Here is a 19,402-nt window from a genome sequence, read left to right on the forward strand (position 1 = left end):
CTGGTCTTCGCGCAAGCGCTCATCCCGATCGTCTGGTCTTCGCGCAAGCGCTCATCCCCAACCCAGTTGGTGCAGGCGCTCGTCGTCGATCCCGAAATGGTGGGCGATCTCGTGGATCACCGTGATCGCCACCTCCTCGACCACCTGCTCCTCGTCCTCGCAGATGTCGAGCAGCGCGTCGCGGTAGATCGTGATGGTGTCCGGTAACGAGCCCGCATACCAGGAGTCCCGCTCGGTCAGGGCGACCCCGTGATAGAGGCCGAGGATCCCGGGCTCATCGGGATTGCGGTCCTCCACCAGCATCACCACATTGTCGATCGCGGCCGCCAGATCGGGTGGTAGCAGGTCGAGCGCATCGGAGACCAGCTCCTCGAACCGTTGCGGGCTCATCCGCACAGCCATCGGCTAGGGCCCTGGTGGCGGCACGACCGGCTCGGCGGGCGGTGGCCCCGCAGGCGGGGGAGCCTGTTCGGGGGCCGGCGGCGCGGGCGCCTGTTCCGGTGCCGGCGGTGCCTGCTCCGGGGCCGGGGCACTGGCCGTATCGGACGCGGGCGCGGCGGGTTCGGACGCCGTGGAAGCCGACTGCGGCATGTGCTGGTTGCTCGACGTCCCCGAGTTCGAGGACCCGGAGTTCGACGAATCAGAGCTCGACGATCCCGAGTTCGAGGACCCGGAGTTCGACGATCCCGAGTTCGAGGACCCCGACGAGCCCGAACCCGAGCCGGAGGAGTCCGACGAGTCCGACGAGTCCGAGTAGGAACCCGACGAGGTGTCGGGCATCGGGACCGGCGGCAGGTTGAGCCGTTCCTCGGGGATGTCCGGCGGCGCGACCGGGGGTTGGCCGTTGATCATCAGCGGGCCCTTGGCGCTATTGACCAGCGTCGACCAGCCGCCGTTGCCGAGGGTCGCGCCGATGCTGCACGACACCTGGTGGCTGCCCGCCGACCAGCTGGGCAGCGAGACGGTGCTGTAGCTCAGGGCCAGCGTCGTGGCGCGCAGTTGAACCGGCTGCAGATAGGCGTCGGTCATCTTGGTGCAGGAATCCTTGATGAACGAGTCCTGCTCCTCGTCGGGCGGCAGCGGACCGGGGAACTTCTCGGCCAGGTTCACCGCGCCGGTGACCTCCATGGCGTGTGGCGCCGCGCAGTCCACCGGGACGTCGGTGGGCTGGTTGGTGGCCGGGTCGATACCCAGGCAGGTACCCGGCGGCCACACCTTGGACTGGTCGATGTCGGCGACCTTGCCGTTGAACTCCAGCTGGGTGTCACCCGGGCCGAGCAGCTGCAGCCCGCACAGCATGCGGCGCTCGCCGAACTGCTTCCAGGCCTTCTCACCCGACCACAGCAGCCCGATGGTGAATTTCCCGTTCGGATCGAACCTGGGGCCGAGGTAGGACTTCAGCGCGGGTGTGCACTGCTCCTGGCTGATCTGCTTGATCCGGTCCACCGTCGGTGGTGCGGCGTTGGGGCCGTATTCGCTGCCGGGGAAGGTGCGCATGTCGATCGCTTCGGCGACCTCGAAGCGGTGCGGGTCCCCGCAGCCGACGATGTGCGCGGCGTCGGGGTTGCGGCCGGGCCAGTTGAGGCAGTCGCCGGTCTTCACGTGGTCGAAGGTGTCGTTGCCGCGTGGGCCGAGGGCGATCGCGCCGGCATTGAGCGTGGTGTTGGCACCCTCGCTGCGCGGCAGCGCCGTGATCAGGCCCGCGATGAGCAAACCCCCGAGCGCGGTCAACAGCAGCGCCCGCCGCGTCGACGCGGCCTGCAGGCTCTGCCACCAGCGTCCCTCGCTCGGACCCGGTCCGGTCCGGTCGGGAAGCTGGTCTGGGTGCTCGGGTGCTTCCAACATCCGCTCCATTGTGACAGGCGTGTCAGGTGCTGTGACAACTGATGCGCTTGTAACCTTGCGAGGTTGTGCCCTGTCTCGTTCCGACGTGGGGTTGGCCACTCGGATGTCCGCCCCGAGCGGGCCAAAAGTAGTGTTGCGCCCGTGATCGACCTCAGGCTGCTGCGCGAGAATCCCGACACCGTCCGTGCGTCGCAACGCTCCCGCGGTGAGGACCCGGCGCTCGTCGACGCGCTCCAGCAGGCCGATACCGACCGCAGGGCCGCGGTGTCGGCGGCCGACAACCTGCGGGCCGAACAGAAGATCGCCAGTAAGCAGGTGGGCAAGGCCTCCCCCGAGGAGCGGCCCGCGCTGCTGCGGCGGGCCAAGGAGCTGGCCGATCAGGTCAAGGCCGCCGAGGTCGCCCAGACCGACGCCGACAAGGCGTTCACCGCGGCGCACCTGGCCATCGCCAACGTCATCATCGACGGGGTCCCCGCCGGCGGTGAGCAGGACTTCGCCCTGCTCGACACAGTGGGCGAACCCAGGGCCATCGAGGATCCGAAAGACCACCTCGAGCTCGGCGAAGCGCTCGGCCTGATCGATATGGAACGCGGCGCCAAGGTCTCGGGTTCGCGGTTCTACTTCCTGACCGGCGCGGGCGCCCTGCTGCAGCTGGGCCTGCTGCAGCTGGCCACCCAGCTGGCCGTCTCGAACGGGTTCACCCTGGTGATCCCGCCGGTCCTGGTGCGCCCCGAGGTCATGGCGGGCACCGGATTCCTCGGCGCGCACGCCGACGAGGTGTACCGGCTGGAGGACGACGATCTGTATCTGGTCGGCACCTCGGAGGTGCCGCTGGCCGGCTACCACGCCGACGAGATCATCGACCTGTCCGACGGGCCGCGCCGCTACGCCGGGTGGTCGTCGTGCTTCCGGCGTGAGGCGGGCAGCTACGGCAAGGACACCCGCGGCATCATCCGGGTGCACCAGTTCGACAAGGTCGAAGGGTTCGTCTACTGCAAACCCGACGAGGCCGAGGCCGAGCATCAGCGGCTGCTCGGCTGGCAGCGCGAGATGCTGGCCGCGATCGAGGTGCCGTACCGGGTGATCGACGTGGCGGCCGGCGACCTGGGTTCCTCGGCCGCCCGCAAGTTCGACTGCGAAGCCTGGGTGCCCACCCAGCAGGCCTACCGTGAGCTCACCTCGACGTCGAACTGCACGACGTTCCAAGCGCGTCGGCTGGCCACCCGCTACCGTGACGAGAATGGCAAGCCGCAGATCGCGGCGACCCTGAACGGGACGCTGGCGACCACCCGCTGGCTGGTCGCGATCCTGGAGAATCATCAGCAGCCCGACGGAAGCGTGCGCATCCCCGCCGCGCTTGTTCCCTTCGTCAGAACGGAAGTGCTTGAGCCATGATCGATATCGACCTCGCGCAAGTGCGGAACTGGTTCGGATTCGGTGTCGCGGGCAACTTCGCCGGACATCTCGAACAGGCCGGAGAGGCAGGCGATTTCGTCAAGGTCGTCACGGAAGGCTATGCGCCCAAGGGAATCTTCCCGTGGTATGCGCCGGGGCGGGACGACTTCCTCGGCGAGTTCCCGTTGTCCAGCGACAGCATCCTGCTGCCCGACACCGCCGATGACCCCAGCTTCGAGGGCCCGCTGAATTTGCAGATCGAACCCGAGGTCGGGGTGGCCTGCCGGGTGGTCTGGAACGGCGACACCGTGGTGCGGCTTGAGCCGTTCGCCCTCGGCGCGTTCAACGACTGCTCGATCCGGCGGCCGGGCGCGCCCAAGATCAGCTACAAGAAGAACTGGGGTCCGGCCTCGAAAGGTGTTGCCCCCCAGTTCTTCGATATCAGCGACCTGACCCCGGACGGGCCCACCGCCACCATGCGGCTGGTGTGTTACCTGCGTGAGGACGGTGGCCAGCAGCACGCGTACGGCATCGACTCCCCGCTGGTCGGCTACTCGTATTACGGCGAGGTGCTGCTGGACTGGATCGTGGAACGGCTGGCCAACCAGAAGGGCTCCACCGACACCCCACTGGAGGACGTCGGCGCGCTGATGGTGGCCAGTGGCCATCCGGAGAACGTGCTGATCGGCATCGGCGCCACCCGCTACACCCCGCTGGGCGCTTCCACCTTTCTCAAGCCCGGCGACGAGGCCATCGTCCGGGTCTACGACAGCGCCTCGAGCGCCGCATCCGAATTGCGGCAGGTGGTTTCGGGCGGCTAACGGCCGAGCAGTTCGTCGAGGCGGGCCACGAACTCCTCGGGGTCGGCCGGGGTGAACGCCGGCCTCGGATAGGTGCCTGGCACGTCGAGGGTGATCAGCGTCGACCGGAACGGCCGGTGCATGTCCAGCGGCAGCCACCGGCGCAGGTCGGTGCTGCCCCACAACCGGAACCGCTGCATCCACAGTCCCAGCGGGGTGGCGTGGTAGTCCCTGATCGATGCGAGCGGGATGACCTTGGCGGTTCCGGACGGAAAGTGGTAGCGGCGCAACGTGATCGCTTCGCGATCCAGTTGCACGAGGCCGTCGTCGTAGTACTGGCGTGGCGCGGTCACAATGCGGTGCGCCTGAGCTCGTGCCCCTTGGAGGTCAGGCACTTCCCGTTCTCCAGGTTCCACTGCCAGCCGTGCAGATTGCAGGTGAGGGTCTTACCCTCGACCACGCCGAATTTCGACAGGTCGGCCTTGAGGTGCGGGCAGCGACGCTGGATCTCCCACCCGTCCAGGGTGATCGACGCCGAATCGTCGTGCGCTTCGGCGAACCAGCCGTCGGCGTAGGCGATCCGTTCGTCGGTCAGGCATTTGAAGAACGTGTACAGGTACTCGTTGTAGCCGCCGACCCGCCATGCTCTGAACCGGGTGGACAGGAAGATGGTGTTGACCCAGTCCGGTTCGCCGTCGCGCAGCACGGTGCGCACCAGCTCGGGCGCGATCTCAAAACCGTAGCGGAACTTCTCATTCGGGATGGGTTCGCGAACAACACGTTTCGGGAAGTCCAGCACGACGGTTTCTTGATGGCCCCGGCCGGCCAGCCGCAGCTCCACCGGATAGCCGATGCCGTCGCAGATCTGGTCGGTCTGGATCATGATCGGCTCGAACACCGCCCGCAGCGGCTCCAGCAGCGGCTTACCGGCCGCGGGCGCCCACCGCGCCTTCTCGGCGGCCAGCACCTGGGACATCCGCTGCGCGTAGTCCTCGATGTAGGCGGCCTTGCCGGTGGTGAAGATGGTCTCGGGGTCCTCGACCGGATGGGTCAGCGAGTTCAGCGTCGATCCGGCGAAATCCGCGACGCTGCCCGGGATCAGCAGCAGCCCGCCGTCGTGGTCGTGGGTGCGCAGTTGGTCTAGGAACACCATCTGGTCCGGGAAGATGTTGGCCGGATCGCCGTGGTCGTCGTTGAGGTCGCGCAGGTCGGGATCCAGGAAGCACGGCGGCCCCGCCGACGGCACTACCCAGGTCGCCCCGACCTGGGCGATGTACTGGCGGCAGCGGTCCATCTGGCGCTGACGCTTCTGGGTGCCGAACGCCTCCTTCGCCCGGGCCGGCATGTCGTAGACCATCGGATACCAGATCGCGCCGGAGTACTGCAGCATGTGCACGTCGACCTGGCCGAAGTCGGCGTGCAGCACATCGAGATCGACGGGGCGGGCATCGTTCATGTTGAACGCGACGGTCTCACCGTCGTCGACCACCAGCCCAGAGTCGCCGATCGGCCCGTCGGCCGGGGCCCGCAGCGCGATGATCATGACGTCGAGGTCGCCCTTGGGCCCGCTCACGGTGTGCTTGACCGAGTCGGTGGTCTCGAAGAACCGGTGAAAGCCCAGCTTCTCCAGCTCACGCCGCAGATCGGGCACCGGATAGTCCGGTAGCAGCACCACCGCGTCCTTGTTGACGTGCCGCCGCAGGTTCTCCGGATCGAAGTGATCCTTGTGCAGATGGGACACGTAGAGGTAGTCCACGTCGCCCAGAGCCGGCCAGTCGAGTCCGCTGTTGTCCGGGAACGGGAACCACGATGCGAAGTAGGCCGGGTTGACCCACGGATCGCACAGGATGCGCCCGGCCCTGGTCTCGATCAGGAAGCCGGCGTGCCCGACGCTGGTGACCTGCACGAACAGCCTTTCGTTGGAGAACTGGAATGCCCGGTCAGCCTAGCTCGAATCCGGCGGACCGCTGTAGTCCGGCGGGCACTAGGCTGGGGCCGTGGAACCGGTGTACGGGACTGTCATTCAACTCGCCCGCCTGGCCTGGCGGCTGCAGGGCCTGAAGTTCACCGTGACCGGTGTGGAGAACCTCCCGGTCACGGGTGGGGCGGTGGTGGCGATCAACCACACCAGCTACTTCGACTTCACCTTCGCCGGCCTGCCCGCCTACCGGCAGAAGCGCGGCCGCAAGGTGCGGTTCATGGCGAAGAAGGAAGTCTTCGACAGCAAGGCCACCGGGCCGATCATGCGCAGCCTGCGCCATATCGAGGTGGACCGGGACAGCGGCGCCGCCTCGTTCGACGCCGCATGCGATTACCTGCGGGCCGGTGAACTGGTCGGGGTGTACCCGGAAGCGACGATCAGCCGCAGCTTCGAGATCAAAGAGTTCAAGTCGGGGGCGGCCCGGATGGCGATCGCGGCCGGTGTGCCGATCGTCCCGCATATCGTGTGGGGGGCTCAGCGGATCTGGACCAAGGGGCATCCGAAGAACCTGTACCGGCCCAAGGTGCCGATCTCGGTGACCGTCGGCGAGCCGATCGCGCCGACGCTGCCCGCGAACGAGCTGACCGCATTGCTGCATTCACGCATGCAGCATCTGCTGGAACGGGCGCAGGACGCCTACGGTCCGCACCCGCCCGGCGAGTTCTGGGTGCCGCACCGGCTCGGCGGCGGCGCACCGTCGCTGGCCGAGGCCAACCGGATGGACGCCGAGGAAGCCGCCGAGAAGGCCGCCCGGCGGGCCCAGCGGCCGGGTCCCCCGGAGCCGACCGGGGCCCCGGGGTAGTTGTCGGATGGAACCGGTTTTCCGCGGTCTGGAGGTGGCCGCCCGGCTCGCCGTCCGGGCCACCGGCACCCGGATCTCGTTCCGCGGTCTGCAGAATCTGCCGGCGACCGGTGGTGCGGTGATCGCGATCAACCACACCGGCTACGTGGATTTCCTGCCCGCCGGTCTGGCCGCGGCCGAACGCGGCAGGCGGATGCGCTTCATGATCAAGGCCGAGATGGAGCAGGTGAAGGTTGTCGCCTTCCTGATCCGGCACACCGGGACCATCCCGGTGGACCGGCGGGCCGGTGCGGGGGCCTACGCGGCCGCGGTGCAGTCGCTGCGCGACGGTGAACTCGTCGGGGTCTACCCCGAGGCCACGATCAGCCGCAGCTTCGAACTCAAGGAGTTCAAGACCGGTGCGGCGCGGATGGCGCTGGAAGCCGAGGTGCCGATGGTTCCGCTGATCGTCTGGGGTGCGCACCGGATGTGGACCAAAGACCACCCGAGAGCCTTGGGGCGCAAGAAGATACCGGTGACCGTCGAGGTCGGGGCGGCAATCCCGCCCAGCGGTACGGTCGCCGAACTCGATGCCCGGTTGCGGGCCGCGATGTCGGCGCTGCTGGATCGCGTGCAGCGGGGGTATCCCACCCCGGCCGGTGCCTACTGGGTGCCGCGCCGCCTCGGCGGCAGCGCCCCAACGCTTCAGGAGGCCAAACGGCTCGACGAGGCCGAGTTGGCCGAGCGGGCGCGCCGGCGCACCGAACGGAACGATCGGTGACCCCGGCGACGACGCCGGGGTTGATCGCCACGGATGTGGACGGCACCCTGCTCGACGAGGACGAGAAGGTCACGCCGCGCACCCGCGCCGCGGTGCGGGCCGCGGTCGAGACCGGGACCACGTTCGTCCTGGCCACCGGGCGCCCGCCGCGCTGGATCCAGCCGGTGGTCGACGGGCTCGGCCTGGCCCCGATGGCGGTGTGCGCCAACGGCGCGGTGATCTACGATTCGGCCACCGATCGCATCGTCTCGGCCGAGACGCTGCCGCCCGACGTGCTGGGTGAGTTGGCCGAGATCGCCACCCGGGTGGTCCCTGGTGCGGGGCTCGCGGTGGAGCGGGTGGGCCGTTCGGCGCACGATGCCGCGACGCCACAGTTCGTCAGCTCGCCCGGTTACGAGCACGCCTGGCTCAATCCGGACAACACCGAGGTGTCGGTCGAGGACCTGCTGAGCGCGCCCGCGGTCAAGCTGCTCATCCGCAAGGCCGGGGCGCGCAGCGCCGACCTGGCCGCGGTGCTGGCCGAACACATCGGGCCGCATGGCGATATCACGTATTCGACCGATAACGGTCTGATCGAGGTGATGCCGGTCGGGATCAGCAAGGCCACCGGGGTGGCGCGGTTGGTCGGCCCGCTGGGGCTGACCGCCACCGATGTGGTCGCGTTCGGCGATATGCCCAATGACGTCCCGATGCTGGCCTGGGCCGGCCGGGGGGTGGCGATGGGCAACGCGCATCCCGAGGCGGTGGCCGCGGCCGACGAGGTGACCGTGACCAATCGCGAGGACGGGGTGGCCCGGGTGCTCGAACGCTGGTGGTCCTGAGCGCTCAGGTGATCGGGGTGAACCGCTCCAGCTGCACCGGCTGATCGTCGGGTGACGGCGGCGGCAGTTCGAGGGGCACGCCGTCGATGACCCGGGTCACGGTGCCTTTCTCGCGGTCGAAGTTCAGCGTGCCGTGCTGGAAGTTCTGCACGATCCACTGGGGTTCGGCGATCTCGGCGCTGGTGGGCAGCCCGAGCGCACCGCGTTCGAATCCCAGTGCACCCCATGCCTCGTAGATGGACCCGGTGACGGGTTCGGCGCCGCTGGCCGGGGACCAGTACACCGCGCCCCGCTCGAAGGTCGCGTACCGGGCGCCGCCCTGGGCCGCGGCCTCGGGGGAGGTGGGGTTTCCGAGCGTCCCGCCGGGCCCGCCCGTGGCCTGCCAGCGGGCGAAGATGGCTCCGCCCCGCATCTGCTCGGCCAGATCCTCGGGGCCGGGCGGCCGGTTGAACCTGGCGGCGATATCGCGCAGCGCGCCCATCTGGGCATACGCGGCGTTGCCCGGGCAGTCGGTGATGCCGACGTCGCGGTGGGTGAAGATGGTCGGCAGGGTGGGGGTGGCGCCGCGGGGGAAGTGGGTGAACGATCCGCCCGCCGAGGTGAGCACCGTGGTGCCGTGGGGGTCGATGTGGTCGAGACCGAGCCGCCAGCCCAGCAGACGACCGGTGGTGCGCAACTGGATCGGGGTCGGCGGCACGACGTCGAAGTCGCCCATCATCGCCACCCCCCAGGTGTCCCGGTTGAATCCACCGGTGTGCGAACCCTCGACGGGCTTGTCGATTCCGCCTGCGCGGCCTTCGAAGACCTGCCCGTACTTGTCGACCATGGCGTTGTAGGCGATGTCGCACCAGCCGAGCGTGCGGGTGTGGTACTCGTAGATCGACCGCACGATGCCCGCCGAGTCCTCGGGCGCGTAGTCGTTGCTGCCGGCCGTGTGGTGCACGATGCCGGCGCGTATTCCCTTGTCGTAGACCGTGTTTCCGCAACGCATCGACTCATCGGCGCCCCATTGCGCGCGGTTGATGATGTTGGGCGGAACGCCGGGTGCGGACACCGCGGCCGGCAGTGGCCCGACGTCGACGGGGGCTTTGGGCGGCGTGATCAGCACCGCGGTGATGTTCTGCCCGAACGGCTGCGCGACGGTGGCAGGCCGGTAGCCGAGCCCGGGCCCCTGGGCGGCGGGCGGACCCGCCGGGGTGGGGGCGGCTCCGGCGGGGCGGGTCACGGCGATCTGCACGGTGTCGGTGCGGCCGACGAAGATGGGTTCGGTGCCACGCTGCCCCTGACCGTCGGCGCCGACACCGTCGAGGGTCTCGGCCTGATACCAGGGGCCCCAGGATCCGTCGTCCTTGCGGGCCCGCACCCGCGCCGAGGTGCCGCGGAGGTCCTGCGCGGTGAGCGCCACCATCGAGAACGGGGTGTCCTGATGGACCTCGCGGACGCTTTCGCCGCCGGTCAGGTTGGCCAGGGGTTGTTCGGCGAGGGCCGGTGCGGTGTCCACGGCCTGTGCGTCGTCGCTACCGGGTGTTCCCGCGAGCGCCCACGGCAGGATCACGACCGTCGCCGCAAGGGCGGTGAAGAGAATCGACGGCACGTGGCGACGGGACTGCACGGACTGATGTTACGTATGGGTCCTCTGTTACGAATGATTCGACACACGGCGCGCCGCGGTCTTTTGGCCGGCGGCTTCACCCGCCGCCCTCACACAACGGCACCGCAGAGCACGATGGCTTCTGCGGTGCCGTTTCGTGAGAGGTGTTTCTACGGGGCGGGCGGTGCGGGTGCCGGGACCGGCGCGGCCGGCACGCCCGACTTCATCGCCGAGGTGACCGCCGGCATCACCATGCCCTTGAGCAGGTCGATGGCCTGGCCCGCGCCCAACTGGTTGGCCGCGCTGGACAGGTCGCCGAACAGGCCGCCGCCACCACCGCCGCCGGCCGCGGGCATGCCGCCGCCCAGCGAAGGATCGCCCAGGATCGGGTAGGTCCCACCCAGGCTGGGGTCCCCGCCGAGCGGAGCCGAGATCGGCACCTCGCCGGGAGCCGGCAGGCCGGCGCCGTTGGAGATCGGCATCAGGGACGGATCTGTCGCGCCGAGGGACGGTGTGGTCAACCCGGCCCCGCCGAGATCCGGGCTGCCCAGACCCGGGCTGGTCCCGCCGGGGGTGAGCGCCGGATTGGTGAGCGCCGGATTGGTCAGGCCGGTATCGGTCGGTGCCGCGGTCCCGGGTGCCGTCCCCTCCGGGGCGGTAAGGCTCGGCGTCGTGAGGCCGTCCGGGCTGGTCAGGCCGGGCGTGGCCGCATCCGGCGTAGTCGCACCCGGCGCGGCGGCGCCCGGTGTGGTGAGGCCGGGCGAGGTCAGACCGGGCGAGGTCAGACCGGGTGAGGTCAGGCCGGGCGAGGTGAGCCCCGGTGAGGTGAGCCCCGGCGAGCCCAGGCCGGGCGTGGTCAGGCTGGGCGATGCGAGCGACGGTGTGGCGCCCGTACCGTTGAGCATCCCGGTCGGCATCGGCGGCAGGTTGATGCCGAACTGGGAAAGGCCCTGCGAGAGCGCCCCCATCAGCTCACCGGGAAGGTCGGTGACCAGGGCCGCCTGGGTGAACTCACGATGCTGCGGTGCAGCGGAATGCTGGGTCACGGCTAGCAATGCGACTGGACTTGCGACTGCCACAGCGGCGACTGCGCTCATGGCTGTCGAGGCCTTGCGTCGACGTCGGTTCGGCACGGAAGTCTCCTCAATGTCTGGACTGCAATCGGACTGCAGGTTGGTGCGCTCCTTATTGCGCGTCAGCGGCTACGGACGGATCGTGCGAAGCCCGTGAACGCCCACGTGATTGATGGTACTGCTGTGACTAATGGGTCTAGAGTGACGATATTGAATTGTGAGCGAATCGCGACCTGAGGTCGCTAGGGGATTCGGGCCGGGCGGGGTGGTCGGATACCCTGGCTGCCGATGACGTCCTTATCCCCGCGGGGCGCTACGCCCGAGCGCACCGGTCATTTCGACTTGTTCGTCGTCGGCTCCGGATTCTTCGGTCTGACGATCGCCGAGCGTGTGGCGACCCAACTCGACAAACGTGTCCTTGTTATCGAACGCCGCCCGCACATCGGCGGCAACGCCTACTCCGAAGCCGAACCGCAGACCGGCATCGAGGTGCACAAGTACGGTGCGCACCTGTTCCACACCTCCAACAAACGGGTCTGGGACTACGTGCGGCAGTTCACCGACTTCACCGGCTATCAGCACCGGGTCTTCGCGATGCATGACGGGCAGGCCTATCAGTTCCCGATGGGACTGGGTCTGGTGTCGCAGTTCTTCGGCAGGTACTTCACCCCGGACCAGGCCAGGGCCCTGATCGCCGAGCAGGCCGCCGAGTTCGACACCAAGGAGGCCAAGAACTTCGAGGAGAAGGCGATCTCGCTGATCGGCCGCCCGCTCTACGAGGCCTTCATGAAGCACTACACCGCCAAGCAGTGGGAGACCGACCCCAAGGACCTGCCTGCGGGCAACATCACCCGGCTACCGGTGCGCTACACCTTCGACAACCGCTACTTCAACGACACCTACGAGGGCCTCCCGGTCGACGGCTACACCGCCTGGCTGCAGAACATGGCCGCCGACGACCGCATCGAGGTGCGCCTGGACACCGACTGGTTCGAGGTGCGCGACGCCCTGCGGGCGCAGAACCCCGACGCCCCGGTGGTCTACACCGGCCCGCTCGACCGGTACTTCGACTACGCCGAGGGCAGGCTGGGCTGGCGCACCCTGGACTTCGAGCTCGAGGTGCTCGACACCGGCGATTTCCAGGGCACCCCGGTGATGAACTACAACGACGCCGACGTGCCGTACACCCGCATCCACGAGTTCCGGCACTTCCACCCGGAACGGTCCTACCCGACGGACAAGACGGTGATCATGCGCGAGTTCGGGCGGTTCGCCAAGGACGACGACGAGCCGTACTACCCGATCAACACCCCCGACGACCGCGCCACGCTCGAGGCCTACCGGGAGTTGGCGAAGACCGAAACCGCCTCGGCCAAGGTGTTGTTCGGGGGACGCCTCGGCACCTACAAGTACCTCGACATGCACATGGCGATCGCCAGCGCCCTGAATATGTACGACAACACCCTGGCGCCACACCTGTCCGACGGTGCGCCGTTGGTGACCGACCTCGAGACCGATTAAGGAAGCAGCAACGCATGAGTGACATCCCTTCCGGCGCACTGGATGCCGGGGAATCCAGGGCCGTCAGTCTGCTGGCCCGGGTGATTCTGCCGCGACCGGGTGAGCCGCTGGACGTCCGCAAGCTCTATCTCGTCGAAGACCCGACGAACGCCCGCCGGGCCCATGCCCCGACACGCACCACGCTGGAGATCGGCGCCGAGTCCGGGATCTCGTTCGCCACCTACTTCAACGCGTTCCCGGCCAGCTACTGGCGGCGCTGGTCGACGCTGGAATCGGTGGTGCTGCGGGTCGAGCTCACCGGCACCGCACGCGTCGACGTGTACCGGTCCAAGGCCACCGGTGCGCGCATCACGGTCGGCGGGGCGCCGGTATCGAGTGGCGATTCGAACGAACCTGCGCACGTCGAGTTCGAGATCGACGTGGCCCCGTTCGAGGACGGCGGCTGGATCTGGTTCGACATCACCACCGACAGCGCCACCCGGGTGCACAGCGCCGGCTGGTACGCCCCGACACCCGCGCCGGGCCGGGCCAATGTGGCCGTCGGCATCCCCACCTTCAACCGGCCGTCCGACTGCGTCAACGCCCTTGCCGCCCTGACCTCGGATCCGTTGGTGGACGAGGTGATCAGCGCGGTCATCGTGTCCGACCAGGGCACCAGCAAGGCCAAGGACCATCCCGGATTCGATGCGGCCGCGGCGGGACTCGGCGACCGGCTGTCGATCCACAACCAGCCCAACCTTGGTGGCTCCGGTGGGTACAGCCGGGTGATGTACGAGGCGCTGAAGAACACCGACTGTGAGCAGATCCTGTTCATGGACGACGACATCCGGATCGAGCCGGATTCCATCCTGCGGGCCCTGGCGATGAACCGGTTCGCCAAGGAGCCGACGCTGGTCGGCGGCCAGATGCTCAACCTGCAGGAGCCGTCACACCTGCACATCATGGGCGAGATGGTGGACCGGTCGAACTTCATGTGGTCGGCGGCGCCCAATGCCGAATACGACCACGATTTCGCCAAGTTCGCGCTCGACAATGTCGACCACTACCGCAGCACGCTGCTGCACCGGCGCATCGACGTCGACTTCAACGGCTGGTGGATGTGCATGATCCCCCGGCAGGTCGCCGAGGAGTTGGGCCAGCCGTTGCCGCTGTTCATCAAGTGGGACGACTGCGAATACGGCCTGCGCGCCGGTGAGCACGGATACCGCACGGTCACCCTGCCCGGTGCGGCGATCTGGCATATGGCCTGGAGCGACAAGGACGACGCGATCGACTGGCAGGCCTACTTCCACCTGCGCAACCGGCTGGTGGTGGCGGCGCTGCACTGGGACGGCGACATCCGTGGCCTGCTGGCCAGCCATTTCAAGGCCACGGCGAAACATCTTTTGTGCCTTGAGTATTCGACGGTGGCGATCCAGAACAAGGCCATGCGTGACTTCCTCGGCGGGCCCGAGCACATCTTCTCCATGCTGGAATCGGCGCTGCCGGATGTGCGCAAGATGCGCCAGGAGTTCCCCGACGCCGTCGTGCTCCCCGGGGCGACGGCGCTGCCCGCGGCGTCGGACATCAAGCGCAAGAAGGTCCGGATCCCGGTGTCCAAGCCCGCCATCGTGTTCCGGCTGGCCCGTGGTGTCGTCAACCAGTTGCGGCCGCACGATCCGGAGACCCATGTCCGGCCGCAGATCAACGTGGCCACCCAGGACGCCCGCTGGTTCTCGCTGTGCATGGTCGACGGGGTCACCGTCACCACCGCGGACGGCCGCGGTGTGGTTTACCGTCAGCGGGACCGGGCGAAGATGTTCGCGCTGTTCCGGGAATCGCTTCGGCTGCAGGCGAAGCTGGCCCGCCAGTTCGACCGGATGCGCAAGGTCTACCGGGATGCGCTGCCGGTGCTGTCCAGCACCCAGAAGTGGGAGACGGTGCTGCTGGACGAACCGGCGCAGAAGGCCTGAGATGTCGGATGCCCCACGCGGCGAGGACGCCGTTCTGGTCGCCGTGCAAACGGCGCTGGCCGGCCGGCCCGGTGTGCTGGCCGCCGCGCGCACACTGTCGCACTTCGGTGAGCACTCCGCGGGCTGGGTGGCCGTCGCCGCGGCCGGTGCGCTGGCCCAGCCGGCCCGGCGCCGGTCCTGGGTCGCGGTCGGCGCCGGTGCGTTCCTGGCGCACGCCGCGGCCGTGCTGATCAAGCGGGTGGTGCGCCGGGAGCGGCCACACCACCCCGACATCGCGGTCAACGTCGGCACCCCGAGCCGGCTGAGCTTCCCGTCGGCGCACGCCACCTCGACCACGGCGGCCGCCGTGCTGCTGGCCAGGACCACCGGTCTACCGTTGCCTGCGGTACTGGTGCCGCCGATGGCGTTGTCGCGGTTGGTCCTCGGCGTGCATTATCCCAGTGATGTGCTCACCGGCGTCGCCGTCGGTGCCCTGGTAGGAAATGCGGTCGGGAGAACGGTCGGGCGAGAGTCCGCCCCTGTCGGTGTGGCGCCGAAGGAGAACGAACGGTAATGAGCGAGGAAGCGCAGCCGGCGGTCGGTCCGCCGAAGAACCTCGCGGTCGGCCTCGTCAAGGCGTTGCGACCGCGGCAGTGGGTCAAGAACCTGCTGGTGTTGGTTGCGCCGCTGGCAGCGCTGGGCGGAGGGGTCGAATACGAACTCGGTGCCCTCGCGCTCAAGGTCTCGGTCGCCTTCGTGATGTTCTCCCTGGCCGCGTCCTCGATCTACCTGATCAACGACGCTCGCGACGTCGAGGCCGACCGGGCCCACCCGACCAAACGCTTCCGGCCGATCGCGGCAGGCGTGGTGCCGCAATCGCTGGCCTACGTCCTTGCCGTGACGCTGGCGACGGTCGCGCTGGTCGGCGCGTGGCTGCTGACCCCGAACCTGGCCCTGGTGATCGTGGTCTATCTGGCCATCCAGCTGGCCTACTGCTTCGGCCTGAAACATCAACCGGTCCTGGACATCTGCATCGTGTCCTCGGCCTATCTGATTCGCGCGATCGCGGGTGGCGCGGCCGCCGATATCCCGCTGTCGCAATGGTTCCTGCTGATGATGGCCTTCGGCTCGCTGTTCATGGTGGCCGGTAAGCGGTACGCCGAACTGCAGCTGGCCGAACGTACCGGGGCCAAGATCCGCAAGTCGCTGGAGAGCTACACCAGCAGTTATCTGCGCTTCGTCTGGACGTTGTCGGCCACCGCGGTCGTCGTGTGTTACGGGTTGTGGGCCTTCGAACGGGACCGGGTCGGTGGGTCCTCGTGGTTCGCGGTTTCGATGATCCCGTTCACCATCGCGATTCTGCGGTACGCGGTCGACGTCGATGGCGGCATAGCCGGAGAACCCGAAGACATCGCGCTGAGGGACCGTGTGCTGCAGCTGCTTGCCGTGGCGTGGATCGGAACCATCGGTGCGGCCATCTACTTCAGCTGACCGGCCGAACTGGCGCCGCATCGCGGCCGGCGCGGGTGATCGGCTGGCCCGCTGGCCGGCCTTCCCCTACGACCTCTCGGTCCGGATCAGCCTCTGGGTGTCGGTCCTGGTGGTGACCGGGCTGTTCGGCTGGGGGGCCTGGCAGCGGCGCTGGATCGCCGACGACGGCCTGATCGTGTTGCGGACGGTGCGCAACCTGTTGGCGGGCAACGGCCCCGTGTTCAACATCGGCGAGCGTGTCGAGGCCAACACCTCCACCGTGTGGACCTATCTGGTGACGTTCGTGGCCTGGGTCGGCGGACCGGTGCGGTTGGAGTTCGTGGCGCTCTACCTGGCGTTCGTGCTCAGCCTGATCGGGGTGGCCCTGGTGATGCTGGGCACCGGCCGGCTCTACGCGCCCAGCCTGCAGGGGCGGCGCGCACTGCTGCTGCCGGCGGGCGTGCTGGTCTACATCGCCATCCCGCCGGCCAGGGACTTCGCCACCTCCGGGCTGGAAAACGGTTTGGTGCTCGCCTATCTGGGCCTGCTGTGGTGGATGCTGGTGTGTTGGTCGCAGGCGCTGCGGAGCTCTCCCGCGACGCCGGTGGCCCGGCCCGCGGCCGATGCGCCGCGCAACATCCCCGGCCGGTCCTTCTCGGCCGCACTCGCCTTCGTCGCGGGGATGAGCGTGCTGATCCGGCCCGAGCTGGCACTGATCGGCGGGGGCGCGCTCATCATGATGCTGGTGGCGGCGCACGGCTGGCGGCGCCGGGTGCTGATCATCGTTGCGGGCGGGCTGATTCCGGTGTCCTATCAGATCTTCCGGATGGGTTACTACGGCCTGCTGGTCCCCGGCACGGCCGTCGCCAAGGACGCCTCCGGCTCGAAATGGTCGCAGGGGTTCGTCTATCTGGCCAACTTCAATCGGCCGTATCTGCTCTGGGTTCCCGCGGTGCTGATGGCCGTGCTGGGGGTGGTGCTGCTGGCCACCCGCACTCGGCCCTGGTGGGTGCGTCGTCAGGCTCCCAGGGGCTACGGCTGGCTGTCGCGGACCGTCCAAAGCCCCGCTGCCGTAGTGGTTTTCATGGTGGTCAGCGGTCTGTTGCAGGCGGTGTACTGGGTGCGCCAGGGCGGCGATTTCATGCACGGCCGGGTGCTGCTGACCCCGCTGTTCTGCATGCTGGCCCCAGTGGCGGTCATCCCGCTGGTGCTGCCCGACGGGACGAGGCTCTCCAGGGAGACCGGCTACCTGCTGGCCGCGGCGACCACCGTGCTGTGGGCCGCGGTGGCGGGTTGGTCGGTCTGGGCGGCGAACTCGGCTGGGATGGGCCCGGACGCCACCCGGGTGACCTACTCCGGGATCGTCGACGAGCGGCGCTTCTACTCGCAGGCCACCGGGCACGCGCACCCCACGACCGCCGCCGACTATCTGGACTATCCGAGGATGCGCGCGGTGCTGACGGCCATCGAGAACACCCCCGACGGTGCGCTGCTGCTCCCGTCGGGTAACTACGACGTGTGGGATGTGGTGCCCGCCATACCTTTGCCGCCCGACGTGCCACCCGAGGTGCGAAAGCACTACAAGGCGCCGCACACGGTCTTCTTCACCAATATGGGCATGCTCGGGATGAACGTCGGGCTCGACGTTCGGGTCATCGACCAGATCGGTCTGGTGAACCCGGTCGCCATGCACACCCAGCGACTGGCCGACGGCCGGATCGGGCACGACAAGAACCTGTTCCCGGACTGGGCGGTCGCCGAAGGCCCCTTCCTCAAGGAGCACCCCTACGTCCCGCCCTACCTGGACGAGGAGTGGATCGCGCAGGCCGGGGCCGCCCTGACCTGCCCGCGCACCGATGCGATGCTCAACTCGGTGCGCGGCGAACTGGGACCGCGCCGGTTCGTGTCCAACCTGCTCCACGCCTACGAGTTCACCAAATACCGCATCGATCGGGTGCCGCTGTACGAATTGCACAGGTGCGGACTGGAAGTCCCGCCGCCGATCGCGCCGCCGTACACCGGTTTGCCGGCGACCGGCCCGTAGTGATCCGGGTAACGCGGGGCCGCTTCGCGTCGATAGGTAGACGACCACCTGCCCAGGTGGAACGCGCCGAACGGCCTGCCGTGCGGCGACCAGGGAGGACAACTGCTGATAAGAGATGTCGCGGGCGCGTGTGGTTGACTACACGGGCACGTGAGCCGAGTGGTCGGGGTGAATCGGCTTGTGAACCATGTCAGAACAGAGATCGATAGGGAGCGGAATGAAGTTCGTTGGGAAGATGCGCGGCGCAGCGGCAGGTCTGTCGCGCCGGCTGACGGTTGCGGCCGCGGTAGCGGCCGTGCTGCCTGGCCTGGTAGGCGTCGTGGGCGGCTCGGCGATCGCTGGAGCCTGGTCTCGGCCCGGCTTGCCGGTTGAGTATCTGGAGGTTCCTTCGGCCGGGATGGGCCGCGACATCAAGGTGGAATTCCAGAGCGGTGGACCGGGTTCACCCGCGGTTTATCTGCTCGACGGTATGCGCGCTCGCGAGGACCAGAGCGGCTGGGACATCGAGCTGCCGACGTTCGAGTGGTTCCTGAACTCCGGCCTTTCGGTCGTGATGCCCGTCGGCGGCCAGTCCAGCTTCTACAGCGACTGGTACAAGCCGGCCTGCGGCAGCAAGGACGGCGGCTGCAAGACCTACAAGTGGGAGACCTTCCTGACCCAGGAGCTGCCGGCGTGGCTGGCGGCCAACCGCGACGTCAAGGCCGACGGCACCGCCGTGGTCGGTCTGTCGATGGCCGGTTCGTCGGCTCTGATGCTGGCGGCCCGCCACCCGCAGCAGTTCGTCTACGCGGCCTCGCTGTCGGGCACGTTGAACCCTTCCGAGGGCTGGTGGCCGATGCTGATCAACGTCTCGATGGGTGACGCCGGCGGTTACAAGGCCGATGACATGTGGGGCAAGACGGGCGATCCGGGCAACGCCTGGAAGGCCAACGACCCCACCGAGAACGTCGGCACGATCGCCGCCAACGGCACCCGCATCTGGGTGTACTGCGGTAACGGCAAGCCGGGCGAGCTCGGCGGCACCGATGTGCCGGCGAAGTTCCTGGAGGGCTTCGTCTGCCGGACCAACTCGACGTTCCAGGAGAAGTACATCGCCGCGGGCGGCAAGAACGCGGTGTTCAACTTCCCGGAGAGCGGTACGCACAACTGGGCCTACTGGGGCCAGCAGCTGCAGGCCATGAAGCCTGACCTGCAGCGGGTGCTCGGCGCGACCCCGACCGCCTGAACAGACGGCGGGTAGCGACCCAACCGAATCGGCCGGACGGCGGCGCGTCCACGGCTAGCCGCCGTCGGTCGGGTTGGGGGCCGGGGGCGAAGGCGAGTTGGTGAACAACAACACGAGCGGCCCCCCCGAGACGGGGAGCCGGC

17 protein-coding genes are annotated in these 19,402 nt (G+C 68.5%); 11 read left to right on the plus strand and 6 right to left on the minus strand.

The features are described 5' to 3' along the window. Positions 1-51: 51 nt before the first annotated feature. Positions 52-402, minus strand: a complete 351-nt coding sequence (locus tag ACWDTP_RS28490) for a metallopeptidase family protein (RefSeq protein WP_450026083.1) — start codon at positions 400-402, stop codon at positions 52-54. Positions 403-405: 3 nt separating this feature from the next. Further along, positions 406-1,854 (minus strand): septum formation family protein, encoded by a 1,449-nt coding sequence (locus tag ACWDTP_RS28495; RefSeq protein WP_450026085.1) that lies wholly within the window; start codon positions 1,852-1,854, stop codon positions 406-408. Positions 1,855-1,986: 132 nt separating this feature from the next. Between ACWDTP_RS28495 and serS the strand changes: the two genes are divergently transcribed. Both serS and ACWDTP_RS28505 read left to right on the plus strand, forming a co-directional pair. Next, positions 1,987-3,240, plus strand: coding sequence for a serine--tRNA ligase (gene serS / locus ACWDTP_RS28500; protein WP_450026087.1), 1,254 nt, complete (start codon positions 1,987-1,989; stop codon positions 3,238-3,240). Beyond that, complete coding sequence (locus tag ACWDTP_RS28505) at positions 3,237-4,061, plus strand: DUF5718 family protein (protein WP_450026089.1); 825 nt, start codon at positions 3,237-3,239, stop codon at positions 4,059-4,061. Before serS ends, ACWDTP_RS28505 begins: the two co-directional genes overlap by 4 nt. On the opposite strand, the gene ACWDTP_RS28510 is transcribed toward ACWDTP_RS28505, so the two are convergent. Both ACWDTP_RS28510 and ACWDTP_RS28515 read right to left on the minus strand, forming a co-directional pair. After that, a complete protein-coding gene (locus ACWDTP_RS28510) occupies positions 4,058-4,393 on the minus strand; it encodes a hypothetical protein (protein ID WP_450026091.1) in 336 nt (111 codons plus the stop codon). The two genes, ACWDTP_RS28505 and ACWDTP_RS28510, sit on opposite strands and share 4 nt — an antisense overlap. Further along, positions 4,390-5,946 (minus strand): Rieske 2Fe-2S domain-containing protein, encoded by a 1,557-nt coding sequence (locus ACWDTP_RS28515; RefSeq protein WP_450026093.1) that lies wholly within the window; start codon positions 5,944-5,946, stop codon positions 4,390-4,392. Before ACWDTP_RS28515 ends, ACWDTP_RS28510 begins: the two co-directional genes overlap by 4 nt. Positions 5,947-6,037: 91 nt before the next feature. Between ACWDTP_RS28515 and ACWDTP_RS28520 the strand changes: the two genes are divergently transcribed. From ACWDTP_RS28520 to ACWDTP_RS28530, 3 genes are read left to right on the plus strand one after another with little or no spacing between them, the layout of a single operon-like run. After that, the gene (locus tag ACWDTP_RS28520) at positions 6,038-6,823 is read left to right on the plus strand and encodes a lysophospholipid acyltransferase family protein (protein WP_450026095.1); all 786 of its coding nucleotides are present in this window, start codon (positions 6,038-6,040) and stop codon (positions 6,821-6,823) included. A 7-nt stretch (positions 6,824-6,830) separates the two neighbouring features. Beyond that, positions 6,831-7,583: a lysophospholipid acyltransferase family protein gene (locus tag ACWDTP_RS28525; protein ID WP_450026097.1), complete on the plus strand. Its 753-nt coding sequence runs from the start codon at positions 6,831-6,833 to the stop codon at positions 7,581-7,583. Next, on the plus strand, positions 7,580-8,404 hold the full coding sequence (locus tag ACWDTP_RS28530) for an HAD family hydrolase (RefSeq protein ID WP_450026099.1): 825 nt from the start codon (positions 7,580-7,582) through the stop codon (positions 8,402-8,404). The genes ACWDTP_RS28525 and ACWDTP_RS28530 overlap by 4 nt, the downstream gene beginning before the upstream one ends. A gap of 4 nt (positions 8,405-8,408) precedes the next feature. Here ACWDTP_RS28530 and ACWDTP_RS28535 read toward each other — a convergent pair whose 3' ends face one another. Further along, positions 8,409-10,016, minus strand: coding sequence for an N-acetylmuramoyl-L-alanine amidase (locus ACWDTP_RS28535; protein ID WP_450026101.1), 1,608 nt, complete (start codon positions 10,014-10,016; stop codon positions 8,409-8,411). Positions 10,017-10,165: 149 nt separating this feature from the next. Continuing rightward, the gene (locus ACWDTP_RS28540) at positions 10,166-11,128 is read right to left on the minus strand and encodes a hypothetical protein (RefSeq protein ID WP_450026103.1); all 963 of its coding nucleotides are present in this window, start codon (positions 11,126-11,128) and stop codon (positions 10,166-10,168) included. Between the two features lie 228 nt (positions 11,129-11,356). Between ACWDTP_RS28540 and glf the strand changes: the two genes are divergently transcribed. From glf to ACWDTP_RS28570, 6 genes are all read left to right on the plus strand, one after another. Next, positions 11,357-12,589 (plus strand): UDP-galactopyranose mutase, encoded by a 1,233-nt coding sequence (gene glf, locus ACWDTP_RS28545; RefSeq protein ID WP_450026105.1) that lies wholly within the window; start codon positions 11,357-11,359, stop codon positions 12,587-12,589. A 14-nt stretch (positions 12,590-12,603) separates the two neighbouring features. Next, positions 12,604-14,541, plus strand: coding sequence for a glycosyltransferase (locus tag ACWDTP_RS28550; protein WP_450026107.1), 1,938 nt, complete (start codon positions 12,604-12,606; stop codon positions 14,539-14,541). Position 14,542: 1 nt separating this feature from the next. Then, positions 14,543-15,094: a phosphatase PAP2 family protein gene (locus ACWDTP_RS28555; RefSeq protein ID WP_450026109.1), complete on the plus strand. Its 552-nt coding sequence runs from the start codon at positions 14,543-14,545 to the stop codon at positions 15,092-15,094. Further along, positions 15,094-16,011 (plus strand): decaprenyl-phosphate phosphoribosyltransferase, encoded by a 918-nt coding sequence (locus ACWDTP_RS28560; protein WP_450026111.1) that lies wholly within the window; start codon positions 15,094-15,096, stop codon positions 16,009-16,011. The genes ACWDTP_RS28555 and ACWDTP_RS28560 overlap by 1 nt, the downstream gene beginning before the upstream one ends. Beyond that, positions 15,989-18,034: a flagellar motor control protein ZomB gene (zomB, locus tag ACWDTP_RS28565; RefSeq protein ID WP_450026113.1), complete on the plus strand. Its 2,046-nt coding sequence runs from the start codon at positions 15,989-15,991 to the stop codon at positions 18,032-18,034. Before ACWDTP_RS28560 ends, zomB begins: the two co-directional genes overlap by 23 nt. 217 nt (positions 18,035-18,251) lie before the next feature. Then, positions 18,252-19,259: an esterase family protein gene (locus tag ACWDTP_RS28570; RefSeq protein ID WP_450026115.1), complete on the plus strand. Its 1,008-nt coding sequence runs from the start codon at positions 18,252-18,254 to the stop codon at positions 19,257-19,259. Positions 19,260-19,402: the final 143 nt, after the last annotated feature.

Source organism: Mycobacterium sp. NPDC003449 (genome assembly GCF_053588415.1).